The organism is Acaryochloris thomasi RCC1774, assembly GCF_003231495.1.
Classification (GTDB): Bacteria; Cyanobacteriota; Cyanobacteriia; order Thermosynechococcales; family Thermosynechococcaceae; genus RCC1774.
In genome coordinates, this window is the sequence record NZ_PQWO01000001.1 from 144,537 (window position 1) to 156,753 (window position 12,217).

Here is a 12,217-nt window from a genome sequence, read left to right on the forward strand (position 1 = left end):
TATTCTACAGGGTTGATTGAACGATTATGAACGGCCCTCAAAAGATCTCGGCTGTTTGATCACCGGGGGATAGCGTTGTGCGAAATCCATTACTAGGGGTCCATTGAATTGCGCCGTCTCGTACGGCCCAGTAGGTATTGGGGGCTAGTTTTTCAAAGGATGCCGGAAGGCTGCGGTCCTTGTTGGAATAAATAATCGTTTCGGGCTTCAGTGTCTCGGGCAAAGGACCGGGTTGCCCCACCCACCACAGCACGTCAATTTCAGGAAGCTGAGCCGTTTGCAACCAAGCCTGCGGATTAGACTGAGGCCCCCCGGTCAAAAGCAACCAATTTTTCTGTGCTATTTTCATCAGCACGATAGCGGGCTGGTTTCGCAGGAAGGTTACTTCGACCTGCCCCAGGGTTAGAGGTTGCTGCGCCTGTAAAACCTGCATTTCTACAGGCGCTCTGGGGTTTGAGGCAGAGAGCATATCCGTGATGGCGCTGGCGTCTTTCCCGGCTCCGGCGCTGAGGGTGTTGATGGGCATGCGCTGGAGCAGCGTCTGCCAACCTTCTTCTAGGCGAGGCCAGGATGTGGTTGCGATCGCAACATCAATCCCATTCACCCCCTGCCGCCCCAAAAACGGAATCACGCTTTGCTGAACCGTCACAGGATCACCGCTGTTCACAAGCAGCGTCGCCCCTGGCTGCTGAATCACCATAATTGGCGGGTTCACCGAGTCAAACAGCGTCACCTGAAAGCGATTTGATTGAACCTGCCAAACCGGTAAAACAATGATGCAAAGAGCTGTGGCTAAGGCAAACTGCCAGTGCCGCTGCCCCCAAGGCCACAGCCATGCCCCCAAAAGTAAGGCGTACAGAATAATCAACTGCAGAATTGAAACGGTTCCCAGTGCCGTCGTGCTTCCAGGGAGCTGCACCACAGCATCAACCATCCATATCAAAACATGGGCCGGATAGTAGAGCAGTCCTGCGACAGCACCACCCAACGGCGGCAGCAAAGCCGCCATCAACCCACTGATAAAACCACCCACGGTCAGAATCACCAGAAAGCCGGTCGCCAGAATATTTGCCAGCAGTCCATAAACTGGAACAATGCCAAACCGAAAAAGCTGGAGCGGCAGCGTCCAGAGCGTGGCAGCCAACGGCACAGCAATCAGCGCCGCCAAGCGAGGCGGTAGCCAGTCCAACACCTTCATAAATGTCGGAATCGAGATAATTAGGCCAAAGGTGGCTAAAAAGCTGAGCTGAAACCCTAAATCCCAAATCCAAAGCGGATTGATCACCAATAAGAAGACAGCGATCATTAACAGGAGTCCCACCGATTGCTTCCTGCGGTTGGTCACCAGAGCAGACAAACTAGCGATGCCCATCAAGATCGCCCGAGAGACGGAAGGCGTAAAGCCACTCAAGCCACCAAAAAGAAGCAGCGTTCCGCAACCTATCGCGGCCTGTTGATTCAGGGGTAAAGGTCGGGTGAACGCTAGCACAGCGGCTAAAATCAGCGAGACGTGGAAACCAGAGGCCGCCAGAGCATGGGCCAATCCCGCCTGTCTAAAGTCATCTTGCGTTTTCCCAGGCATGTCAACAGAGCGCCCTCCCAACACCATTGCGCTCACCAGTGCCCCTTCCGTTTCGCCCAGGTAGCGGACTTGCGATCGCACAATTCGCTGCCGCAACGCCCACCATCCCCAAGTCGATCCGGCATCGGTGATCTTAATTTTTTGACCCGATAGACCGACAAAAATACTCTGTCGCGCTAGCTTCTGGGCAAAGTCAAACCCTTTGGGAAGAGAGGCTCTCGGGGGTTGATAAAGAAAGCCTGATATCTCAACTGTCTGACTCGGGTGTATCTTCTGGGCCTGCTTCTGAGTAACGGTAACGTAAACCTTGCTGCGAACCCTTTGTGATTCTGATCCGACAATGACTTGACTGGCCTGAAGATGAAATCGGGACTTTTGCGATCTCGTCACCCCAGGAAACGTTTTCACTGTTCCGACCACCGTTGCTTCTAGTCGTGTGGCACTCGTTAGCTGAGGAACGGTTCGACTAATATCCAGTGGGCTTGGATAGGGAACTCGAATATGAAGATAGCCGATAGCGGCTAGAGCAACTCCAATGGCAACGAACCAGTGCCAAGCGGGTGGTCCCATACGCCAAGCAAAGGGGAGCCACTTTATGCGGGTTGCTTGGGATCTCAACAGCGCCGCCATCAACCCGAGCAAAATTAGTACGAGCCAACCCCAGGCCATACCGGTTGTGAGCAATCCCAAAATGAAGGCTAAGCAGAGAACAACGCCCGAGAAAGGAAGCATAGCGAGTGAGAGGACAGTTGCCCGGAATTGTACAGCAGTTGAGCGCTATTCCTCCTCGATTAAATCAACGAGCTGTCGCTGCTTGTGACTGCGAAACTGACGCTTTTTGATCCGTGGATAGTCGCAAACGTCATACTCCCGCCGTTCGCCCCCCATCAAATAGACCAGATCTTCAGCAAACGGATTGTGCAAGCAGTGGGGTAGAGAAGGAGCCGTGAACCCCATAAAATCACCTGGGCCAACTTCGTATTGAGCATCCCCAATATCAGCAATCCCTCGACCCGAAAGAATATAGAGAAATTCTTCTTCATGGCGATGACAGTGAAACTGAGTCGAAGCCTTGCCCGGCTCAACGCGAACCTGATATAAACCCAAGCGCTCTAATCCCACAGCATCTCCTAACGACTTTGTATGTCGTATGGCTTCTGCGTTTAGCGGATGAGTAAAGCTCTGCTCTGGCTGCTGATCAATCTGCTGAGCGGAGAGTAAACAAAAATCCTGATTTTCTGCCCTTAGACTTTTCATTCCTACAGTCGTTCAATCTACAAAAAAATGATTACAAGGACGTCTAAATTGACTGCAGCCTCAGATTAGCTGTCCGTCAGGGCTTTTCTTGAAGGCGGATGCGGGACTAGTCAGGGAAACGCTCAATGATTCCGCCCCCAAGTAGCGTCTCTCCGTCATACCAGACCGCAGCCTGTCCCGGCGTGATCCCAAACTGCGGATCGTCAAAGACCAGATTCACTCGCAAGCCCTGATCGTCAAGCGGCACCACCGTCACAGGTACCGGCTGCGAGCGATAGCGAATTTGGACTTCCGCTCGAATTGGCGCATCTGGCTTCGCCATTGAAACCCAATTGATCCGCTGGACTTTGCATTCAGACTTTTGGGCCGAGTTGCGATCGCCCACCACCACGCGATTCATCGCCGCATCTAAACCAATCACATAGAGCGGATCAGGAGCCGCAATCCCCAGCCCCCTGCGCTGACCAATCGTATAGTGATGCACGCCTTGGTGATGCCCTAAGACCTGCCCCTGCTGATTCACAATTTCACCCTGCTGAGGCGTAATGTACTGATCAAGAAACGTCTGCATCGATCCGTGAGCTTCCACTAGACACAGATCCTGGCTTTCAGGCTTCTCCGCCGTATGCAAATTGAACTCCGCCGCAACGCGACGAGTCTGGGACTTCGTCTGCTCACCCAGCGGAAAGATCGTGTGCGCCAGCATTTCTTGACTCAAATCATAAAGAAAGTAGGACTGGTCCTTTTGCCGATCCACCGCTCGCAAAAGTCGATAGCGCTGCGACTGCGGATCATATTCAATTCGGGCATAGTGTCCCGTCGCCATCGTTGATGTGTCGAGTTCAGCTTGGGCATAGCTCAACATCGGTCCAAACTTAACGGTCTTGTTGCACTGAGAGCAGGGCAAGGGGGTGACGCCTTGTTCATACCCGGTTACCAAATAGTCCACAATCGCAGCCTGGAAGAGATCACGAGTATCTACAACGTGATGGGGAACGCCTAATTCTTCACAAAGCTGTGCTGCATCCACCAGACCCTCAGAGCAGCACTGCCCTTTGCCTTTCATCAGCCATAGCGTCAGTCCAATCACCTCATAGCCAAGGTGGTGCAGACTTGCGGCTGCGACTGAACTATCAACACCGCCAGAGAGACCAACGACAACCTTTTTCATAATCCACTTTCTCTATGGAAGACCCAGATAGTCCTACCTTCATTTCATGCTAACTTCTGGCAGCCGTAGTTTTGCAATGATTGTCCGAGAAGCAGAAGTATATACCCTTGCTGACCGACTAACGGTAGATTTATCGCAAACACAACAAAGCCAAATTATCCCAGTTTTCACTGGGTTGTAGCGCTTGCGGCAGAGGCTTTTGTTGCTATGATAATGGTGAAATTTTTGAGCTGCATGGCTGATGGCCTGATCTTGAAGCGCAGTGTAAGCCGATATAGGGTTGCTCAGCAAAGCTCTGAGTCCGACGGTCTGGTTTATCTATTGCCCTCGTTATTCGAGCGGCGCTTTCCATCACCTCAGTGTTTATGTAGCGGAGCTGCCTCGGAGACAATTTTCATGGGAATTTATATCGGCAATCTAAATTATGATGTGACCGAAGAAGAGCTAAAGGCCGTCTTGACGGCCTATGGAACAGTGCAAAAGCTTCACTTACCTGTTGATCGAGAAACCGGTCGCAAGAGAGGCTTTGGCTTTATCGATATGGCGAATGACACTGAGGAAGAAACCGTCATCTCTGAACTTGACGGTGCCGAATGGATGGGTCGGCAAATGAAAGTCAACAAGGCCCGCCCCCGTGAGTCGCGACCTAATAAAACTTGGTAACAACTGCAGGCTCACACGGAGACTGCTCAACAAGATGAAGTTGCGGTAATGTAATTCACCAACAGTGGCTCATGATCTGCGGTTGAGTTACAGCAGCGTTTTTTGTACCTATAGCGGTAACTGTAGCTGGCAAAGATCAGCGCGGGAGGTGCTTTCATATATCGGTTGAAGCGACTTCAAGACAGGGCTTCAATGTTGCGATCGCATCTCACTGAACCTTCACCTAGAGCTGATTAAATCGACGAATAGTTTGGCTACAATTATAGAAATAGTCATCTTGACTTTGTGCATATCAAATCAAGGGCTATCTCAGTTGAGGCAGATATTTGCCCAAATGCAATCTCGGATAGGGTGTGATGCTGGCAGAGCGAAGAAAAAACTTCGCCGTCTTGCCTTGATGCCATCTCTTAGTTGTTTTGATAAACAGGAATGTAGGAGCAGTGACTCAGGTTGTTTTAGGCCAGAACGAAAGAATTGAATCAGCATTGCGCCGATTCAAGAGACAGGTTTCGAAGGCCGGTATTTTGGCAGACGTGAAGCGTCGTCGCTATTTTGAAACACCCATTGAGAAAAAGAAGCGCAAGCAAGTGGCCATGCGGCGCAAGCGCAGAATGCGCTAGGTCTTGCCTAACTTAGCCCGGAAGTCGTTGGCTCTAGCATAGGGGATAGATTGTTTCTGTCCTTCACATATCAATCTGCCAGCATTAGGCAGTAAAATAAAAAGTTTGCACACCCGACGCTTGCTGGAAGGAGATTTCCCCCATGGCCCGCATGTATTACGACGCCGATGCCAATTTAGATCTATTGGCGGGTAAGACGATTGCCATTATTGGCTATGGTTCCCAGGGTCATGCCCATGCCCTAAACCTCAAAGATAGCGGCATGAATGTCGTTATCGGTCTCTATGAGGGCAGCAAGTCAACGCAGCAGGCCCGTGACGCTGGCTTGACAGTCCACTCCGTTGCTGAAGCAACGAATGCCGCTGACTTCATTATGATTCTGCTGCCGGATGAAGTGCAGAAGACGGTTTACACCGAAGAGATTGCGCCCAATCTTTCTGACGGTAATGTGCTGGCGTTTGCTCACGGTTTTAACATCCATTTTGCTCAAGTTGTCCCCCCTGCCAACGTTGATGTGGTGATGATTGCACCCAAGGGACCTGGACACTTAGTACGTCGGACTTTCGCACAGGGACAGGGCGTTCCGGCATTGTTTGCAGTCTATCAAGATGCAACTGGGCAAGCCCGCGATCGCGCGATGGCCTATGCAAAGGGCATTGGCGGCACCCGAGGCGGCGTTCTAGAAACGACCTTTAGAGAAGAAACTGAGACAGACCTGTTTGGTGAGCAGGCAGTTCTCTGCGGTGGCTTAAGCGCTCTCATTCAAGCAGGCTTTGAAACCCTTGTAGAGGCAGGATATCAGCCAGAACTTGCTTACTTTGAGTGCCTCCATGAAGTAAAGCTGATTGTTGATCTTGTAGTTGAAGGTGGTCTCGCCAAGATGCGCGACAGCATTTCCAATACCGCTGAGTACGGCGACTATACGCGCGGCCCTCGGATTGTAAATGATGAGACCCGTGCTGAAATGCGCAAGGTCTTGAAAGAGATTCAGACGGGGCAGTTTGCTCGCGAATTTGTGCTAGAGAAGGCTTCAGGCAATGCAGGATTCACCGCCATGCGCCGCAGAGAAGCTGAGCATCCCATTGAAGAGGTGGGCAAGGATCTCCGAGCCATGTTTAGCTGGATGCCAAAAGAATAGAGCACAGGTCTACTTTATTCTTCGCTGAGTTTTGGCCCTCACCCCCAACCCCTCTCCCAATGCTGGACGAGGGGAGCTAGATGGCTTCGCTAAGCCGCTTTAGTGCCCTGATGGTTCTCTGATATCGAACGGCGTCGCCTTCTCTTTGATAGAGGCTGGCTGCTCTTTGCAAATTAATGATTGCACCGGCTCGATCCCCAAGGTCGGCACGAGTGACGCCGCGATTTTTATAGACGTGGGCCAAATTGGCATCAATCTAGAAGTCTTCAATAAAGCCTTCTAGATCACCGCTGGAGACCCGTACGGCCACTCGATTGCTGCAGTTACGGAAATCGTTCGGTCTGATTGAGATCGCTTGATCAAAATCGGCGATCGCTTCAGGATACTGCTTCCTCGCGAAGAGCACATTACCGCGTCCGCCATGGGCATGGAAAAACCGGGGACGAATTTTCAGGGCCTGATTGTAATCTGAGAGTGCTCTCTGCAGATCGCCCATTCGATAATATTACCCGTACTAAAGCTATAAATTGAGTTTGTAATGGCCTCTAGACCGCCCCTGCGGCACTAACAGCACACGACGGTCGCCACCCTTTCATGATGCCTTATGAGTCCGGCAGGAACTTCTAATCTGCAGCTCATATCTATCACAGGTAAACTTTCTTTATAAAGTGTTATAAGAGAGTGATATTTACGATGACCCCGTAGGGTGTGTCTCGTGGCCGTAAGGAGTGGGTTTTATGTCAATTAGTATGAAAGAAGCCTTCGAGGTGGGGAGCTACTTAGTCACCCAGCGCATGAAGGGTCGGAAGCGTTTTCCCCTCGTGCTCATGCTCGAACCTTTATTTCGCTGTAACCTAGCCTGTTCCGGTTGTGGCAAAATTCAGCATCCCAAAGAGATTTTGAAGCAGAACCTCACGCCAGAACAGTGCTTCAAGGCAGTTGAGGAATGTGGTGTACCCGTCGTTTCGATTCCAGGTGGCGAGCCGCTCCTGCATCCTCAAATTGATGAAATTGTGGCCGGATTGGTTCAGCGCCGCAAATTTGTTTACCTCTGCAGCAACGCCATTCTGCTAGAGCAGAGCCTCCACAAATTCAAGCCATCTCCCTACCTGACCCTGAGTATCCACCTCGATGGTCTCAAAGAGCAGCACGACCACTGCGTTGATCGGGACGGCGTGTTCGATGTTGCCGTCAAAGCAATTAAGGCCGCTAAAGCACAAGGCTTCCGGGTCACCACCAACACCACCGTATTTGAGGGGGCTGATCCCGTTCAAATGCAGGAGTTCTTTGATTTCGTGCAGGGTATAGGCGTCGATGGCATGATGGTCTCTCCCGGCTATAGCTACGAGTGGGCACCGGATCAAGACCACTTCCTCAAGCGAGAGCAGACTCGCGCCCTCTTCCGTCAAATCTTTGCCCCCCAAAGAGCAGGTAAGAAAAACTGGAACTTTAACCACAACCCCCTGTTCCTCGATTTCTTAGTGGGCGAGAAGGACTACGACTGCACACCTTGGGGTAGCCCTAGCTACAGCGTTTTAGGCTGGCAGAAGCCATGCTATCTATTGAGTGAAGGACATTACGAAACCTTCCAGGAATTAATGGATAATACAGACTGGGAACAGTACGGTCGCGCCAGCGGTAAACCTCAGTGTCAAGACTGTATGGTTCACTGTGGCTATGAACCGACTGCCGCAATTGACGCCCTGCAGCCCAGCAACATGGGTCGGGCGATGGCCGGTCTGTTTGGATAAGGAGCACTATGACAGCAAAAGTAGAAATTTACACTTGGATGATGTGTCCGTACTGCATCCGCGCGAAGCACCTGCTAAAGCGTAAGGGTGTTGAGTTTACTGAGTATAAAATTGATGGCGATAATGCCGCTCGGGCGGCAATGTCAGAGCGGGCCAATGGCGGACGTTCTGTGCCTCAAATCTTCATCGATGATCAGCATATCGGGGGATGTGACGAGATGCACGCCCTTGATGCCAACGGTAAACTGGACCCACTCCTGAACGCATAGCCTGTGAAACTGGCCTTTATTATCGACCCCATCCATAAGCTTGATCCAGGCCACGACACAAGCGTGGCCTTGATGGAAGCGGCCCAAGTCCGAGGCCATCAGGTCTGGGTGACCCAAATGGAGCGGCTATATCTGGTTCAGGGCAAAACCTGGGCATTTCTACAGCCTGTGACTCTGAAGCCCGTTGAGCTAGTGGAAGGCAAATGGGTTGCAACACCCAACTGGTATCAAATTGGTGAGGCTGTGACCCATCCGCTAGAGACAATGGATGGGGTGTTCATGCGTCAGGATCCGCCGGTAACGGTGCCCTATCTCTATGCCACCTATCTGCTGGACTATATTGATCCGCGGAAAACGCGGCTGATCAACAGCCCCCATGGATTACGGGCTGCGAACGAGAAGATGTATGCACTGCAGTTTCAGGAAGCAATGCCCGAGACAATTGTTAGCCAAGACAAGGAAGTCATTCGTTCATTTGTGGATCAGCGAGGGATTGGCGTTCTTAAACCGCTAGGCGGCAAAGCTGGAGAAGGAATTTTGCTGCTGGAGGCAGGTGATCGCAACTTTAACTCTCTGATCGAAATCAGCACCCATCAGGGCCAGGTGCCGGTGATGGTGCAGGAATATCTACCGGCAGCCACAGAAGGAGATAAACGCATTATTTTGCTCAACGGCGAGCCGATTGGCGCAGTCAATCGAGTCCCAACGGGGAAAGAGTTTCGCGGTAATATGGCAACGGGTGGGCGTTCCGACGCAGCCCAGCTTACGAAGCGAGAGCATGAGATTTGTCAGCAACTGGCTCCGGTCCTGCAGCGGGACGGTCTGATTTTTGTCGGCATTGATGTAATTGGCGATCGATTAACTGAGATCAACGTCACCAGCCCTACGGGTATTCGAGAGATTGATCGGCTTGATGACAAACAACTGGGTGTGCAGGTCATTGAGTGGTTAGAGATGGATCGAGGCGCGGTCAATGTCTCCTGAACTAAATCAAGAAGAACCGCTTCCTCATTCTAAATGTCAGAGTCTGGGGCCGTTGAGTCTAATTTCTGAATTTGGTTTAGCCAGAGTTCGGGAGAAAGCTTTAAAGTGGATCAACCGACAAGATTCATATAGACGTTCGATTCAACACTCAATATAAAATGAATAAACCCACTGTTTTAGTCACTGGCGGAGCGGGCTATATTGGCTCCCACGTGGTTTTAGCACTTAAGGAGTCTGGTTACCCAGTGGTGGTGCTGGATAATCTTGTCTACGGTCATAAAGATTTAGTTGAATCGGTGCTTCAGGTGGAGCTGATCTGTGGGGATGTTTGCGATCGCAACTTCTTAGATCAGGTCTTCAGAGATCACAACATCGGTGCCGTTCTGCACTTCGCCGCCTACACCTACGTCGGCGAATCCGTCGAGGATCCTGCAAAGTACTATCGCAACAACGTCATGGGCACCTTGACCCTGCTCGAAGCGATGATCGCAGCTGACGTTCGGTCCTTTGTCTTCTCCTCCACCTGTGCCACCTACGGCCCCCCCCACCAAATTCCAATCACCGAAGATCATCCCCAAGCGCCCATCAGTCCCTACGGCATGAGCAAGCTGATGGTCGAGAACATCCTCGCTGACTTTAACCATGCCTATAATCTCCGCTCGGTCCGGTTCCGCTACTTCAACGCCGCCGGTGCTGACCCCCAAGGACGCCTCGGAGAAGACCATAATCCTGAGACCCATCTGATTCCCTTGGTCTTAATGACGGCCTTAGGCAAACGGGAGAAAATCTCGATTTTTGGCACCGATTATAAAACTCCGGATGGTACCTGTATTCGCGATTACATCCACGTCACTGACTTAGCAGATGCCCACGTGCGCGGTCTCAACTACCTGCTCGAAGGAGGCGAAACGTCAGTCTTCAACTTAGGCAACGGCGACGGATTCTCTGTGCGTGAAGTGATAAATACCGCGAAAGAGGTCACAGGGAAAACAATTACGATCGAAGAAAGCTACCGCAGGGCAGGTGATCCAGCTATTTTGATTGGCAGTGCAGCTAAAGCAGAAAAGATCTTAGGCTGGCAACCGCAGTACGCAGACCTATCGCTGATTGTTGAACATGCTTGGCAGTGGCACCTCAACCGTCACGGTTAAACAATCTCTAACTTTGCTTCGAAACCAGTGAGGTGCATTCCCGCGTTTCAAAGCATTCTAATCACTCTGCAGGGGTTCCCGACTGCCACAACATTACTCGGGACATCCTTTACCACCACACTACCTGCTCCGATGGTGACATTCGAGCCGATGGAAACACCCGGGCAAACAATAACACCGCCCCCCAGCCAAACGTTATCACCAATGGAAACCGGGGCTGCCAGTTCTTTGCCAGACAGTCTCAACTCAGGTTCTGTCGGGTGATAAGCAGTGTAAATTTGGACCTTTGGCCCGAATAAAACATCGTCACCCAGATGCACCGTATTACAGTCAAGAATCGTGCAGTCATAATTGATATACAGGCGATCACCAGCAAAGATGTGACAGCCATAATCACAGTAGAAGGGGGGCCTGACGACAAAATCAGAGCCTAGCTTGCCGAATAGATTGAGTATGATATTCCTTCGCTTATCGACTTCACTTGGCAAAGAAACGTTATGGAAGTGAAGCAACCGGTGAGTGGCAGTCTGTAATTGCGTGAGTTCTGCGTCGGATGCCAAGTACAGCTCATTAGCCAGCATCTTCTCGCGTTCCGTCTTCTCTTTCACATTCATTCTCCTTGGCAATGAGCAATGAAGAAATCAGGATAGCTCTGAACGCCAGTGCTGTAGCTCGGCCTCAATGAAGTAGGTCACTAAATCTCGATACATTTTCTCAATCACATCAGCCTCTAGTCCTTCTGTCTCAGCCCAAATTCTACGCTGCTGGAGCATTGTGTCAAATCGCTCTTGGGCCCGGACGTCTTTCGCGCTGCTCTTAAAAGGAGCTGCCGCCTTCACATATTCAAAGCGTTGTCCGAGCAGGGCAATGATCTGACGATCTAGGGCATCAATTTCAGCCCGAATATCAGACATATTTTCACAGTTGTGGGGCGCAACCACAGGAGCCTCCGCAGCGATAGATTGAACTAGCCCAAGATCTGGAGAGCCTGCCAATCAAGAATATCTGCTAGCAACATTTGATAACCCTGGCTATTCGGATGAAGACCATCCTTACTCATTTGTGACTGGCACCACGCCTCGCCCCGCTGTCGCCAAGCATCGAAGAGGTCGAGAAAGGGAATCTGTCGCTCCTGGCAAGCTAAGCGAGTGGCTTCGTTATAGAGGTGCTGGTCTTCATTATTGAAGAAAAAAGCATCTAAAAACGGCATCTTTGTGCCATCTACCGGCACCATCCCCACAAAAGTTACGGGGCAGAGCTGGCTGGCGCGGTCCAATAAATCGGCCATTCTTGTTTGGAACTCTGGGAACGGTGTCATGTTGCGTCCATCTGGGCGACCCAAGCGCGCTGAATCATTGACGCCGACGGACAGAATAATTTGATCAGGCACCTGATGCCGGAGTTCACCCCGATGGCGGAACTCGTTCTCTAGTCGCTGCGAAATATGCCTAACCGTGTCACCGCGTACACCCAGGTTATAAAGAATTGGACCCTCTGACTGCATCCATTGACGCCGCAGTCTATCCACCCAGCCACCACCCTCAGGATCGCCAAAGCCATAAATTAGACTGTCGCCTAGCGCAATCACCTTCATAGGAACGGTGTGCTTCAGAGTGGGCTGTCTAACGCCG

Annotated in this window: 13 protein-coding genes and 1 pseudogene; 7 read left to right on the forward strand and 7 right to left on the reverse strand. The window is 51.3% G+C overall.

Annotation, left to right across the window (positions count from 1 at the left end):
• Positions 1–37: 37 nt before the first annotated feature.
• The 3 genes from C1752_RS00825 to mnmA form a co-directional block, all read right to left on the reverse strand.
• The gene (locus C1752_RS00825; RefSeq protein WP_110984149.1) at positions 38–2,314 is read right to left on the reverse strand and encodes a ComEC/Rec2 family competence protein; all 2,277 of its coding nucleotides are present in this window, start codon (positions 2,312–2,314) and stop codon (positions 38–40) included.
• Between the two features lie 45 nt (positions 2,315–2,359).
• Positions 2,360–2,839 carry a cupin domain-containing protein gene (locus C1752_RS00830; RefSeq protein WP_110984150.1) on the reverse strand — a complete coding sequence of 160 codons (480 nt, stop codon included), beginning with the start codon at positions 2,837–2,839 and terminating at the stop codon, positions 2,360–2,362.
• 106 nt (positions 2,840–2,945) lie between these two features.
• Positions 2,946–4,010, reverse strand: a complete 1,065-nt coding sequence (gene mnmA / locus C1752_RS00835; protein ID WP_110984151.1) for a tRNA 2-thiouridine(34) synthase MnmA — start codon at positions 4,008–4,010, stop codon at positions 2,946–2,948.
• A 396-nt stretch (positions 4,011–4,406) separates the two neighbouring features.
• Between mnmA and rbp the strand changes: the two genes are divergently transcribed.
• From rbp to ilvC, 3 genes are all read left to right on the forward strand, one after another.
• The gene (gene rbp / locus C1752_RS00840; RefSeq protein WP_110984535.1) at positions 4,407–4,673 is read left to right on the forward strand and encodes an RNA-binding regulator; all 267 of its coding nucleotides are present in this window, start codon (positions 4,407–4,409) and stop codon (positions 4,671–4,673) included.
• Between the two features lie 440 nt (positions 4,674–5,113).
• A complete protein-coding gene (gene rpsU / locus C1752_RS00845) occupies positions 5,114–5,293 on the forward strand; it encodes a 30S ribosomal protein S21 (protein ID WP_110984152.1) in 180 nt (59 codons plus the stop codon).
• 142 nt (positions 5,294–5,435) lie between these two features.
• On the forward strand, positions 5,436–6,431 hold the full coding sequence (gene ilvC, locus C1752_RS00850; protein ID WP_110984153.1) for a ketol-acid reductoisomerase: 996 nt from the start codon (positions 5,436–5,438) through the stop codon (positions 6,429–6,431).
• A gap of 256 nt (positions 6,432–6,687) precedes the next feature.
• Here the strand turns inward: ilvC and C1752_RS00855 are convergent.
• Positions 6,688–6,930: pseudogene (locus C1752_RS00855) on the reverse strand (tetratricopeptide repeat protein); the annotation flags it as partial.
• Positions 6,931–7,168: 238 nt separating this feature from the next.
• On the opposite strand from C1752_RS00855, the gene hpnH reads away from it, so the two are divergent.
• The 4 genes from hpnH (at position 7,169) to galE (ending at position 10,586) form a co-directional block, all read left to right on the forward strand.
• Complete coding sequence (gene hpnH, locus C1752_RS00860) at positions 7,169–8,182, forward strand: adenosyl-hopene transferase HpnH (protein ID WP_110984155.1); 1,014 nt, start codon at positions 7,169–7,171, stop codon at positions 8,180–8,182.
• Positions 8,183–8,190: 8 nt separating this feature from the next.
• Positions 8,191–8,451, forward strand: a complete 261-nt coding sequence (gene grxC, locus C1752_RS00865) for a glutaredoxin 3 (protein ID WP_110984156.1) — start codon at positions 8,191–8,193, stop codon at positions 8,449–8,451.
• A gap of 3 nt (positions 8,452–8,454) precedes the next feature.
• Complete coding sequence (gshB, locus tag C1752_RS00870; protein WP_110984157.1) at positions 8,455–9,435, forward strand: glutathione synthase; 981 nt, start codon at positions 8,455–8,457, stop codon at positions 9,433–9,435.
• A 158-nt stretch (positions 9,436–9,593) separates the two neighbouring features.
• Positions 9,594–10,586, forward strand: coding sequence for a UDP-glucose 4-epimerase GalE (gene galE, locus C1752_RS00875; RefSeq protein ID WP_110984158.1), 993 nt, complete (start codon positions 9,594–9,596; stop codon positions 10,584–10,586).
• Positions 10,587–10,633: 47 nt separating this feature from the next.
• On the opposite strand, the gene C1752_RS00880 is transcribed toward galE, so the two are convergent.
• The 3 genes from C1752_RS00880 to C1752_RS00890 are packed head-to-tail and all read right to left on the reverse strand — an operon-like array spanning position 10,634 to position 12,180.
• Positions 10,634–11,194: a sugar O-acetyltransferase gene (locus C1752_RS00880; RefSeq protein ID WP_233501239.1), complete on the reverse strand. Its 561-nt coding sequence runs from the start codon at positions 11,192–11,194 to the stop codon at positions 10,634–10,636.
• A gap of 33 nt (positions 11,195–11,227) precedes the next feature.
• Positions 11,228–11,527, reverse strand: coding sequence for an isochorismate lyase (locus C1752_RS00885; protein WP_233501240.1), 300 nt, complete (start codon positions 11,525–11,527; stop codon positions 11,228–11,230).
• A gap of 26 nt (positions 11,528–11,553) precedes the next feature.
• Positions 11,554–12,180, reverse strand: a complete 627-nt coding sequence (locus tag C1752_RS00890; protein WP_110984160.1) for a GDSL-type esterase/lipase family protein — start codon at positions 12,178–12,180, stop codon at positions 11,554–11,556.
• Positions 12,181–12,217 lie beyond the last annotated feature (37 nt).

Bases quoted from the DNA above. Each gene is read 5' to 3' on its own strand.
- C1752_RS00825 (WP_110984149.1), bottom strand. From the start codon at position 2,314: ATGCTTCCTTTCTCGGGCGTTGTTCTCTGCTTAGCCTTCATTTTGGGA.
- C1752_RS00830 (WP_110984150.1), bottom strand. From the start codon at position 2,839: ATGAAAAGTCTAAGGGCAGAAAATCAGGATTTTTGTTTACTCTCCGCT.
- mnmA (WP_110984151.1), bottom strand. From the start codon at position 4,010: ATGAAAAAGGTTGTCGTTGGTCTCTCTGGCGGTGTTGATAGTTCAGTC.
- rbp (WP_110984535.1), top strand. From the start codon at position 4,407: ATGGGAATTTATATCGGCAATCTAAATTATGATGTGACCGAAGAAGAG.
- ilvC (WP_110984153.1), top strand. From the start codon at position 5,436: ATGGCCCGCATGTATTACGACGCCGATGCCAATTTAGATCTATTGGCG.
- hpnH (WP_110984155.1), top strand. From the start codon at position 7,169: ATGTCAATTAGTATGAAAGAAGCCTTCGAGGTGGGGAGCTACTTAGTC.
- grxC (WP_110984156.1), top strand. From the start codon at position 8,191: ATGACAGCAAAAGTAGAAATTTACACTTGGATGATGTGTCCGTACTGC.
- galE (WP_110984158.1), top strand. From the start codon at position 9,594: ATGAATAAACCCACTGTTTTAGTCACTGGCGGAGCGGGCTATATTGGC.
- C1752_RS00890 (WP_110984160.1), bottom strand. From the start codon at position 12,180: ATGAAGGTGATTGCGCTAGGCGACAGTCTAATTTATGGCTTTGGCGAT.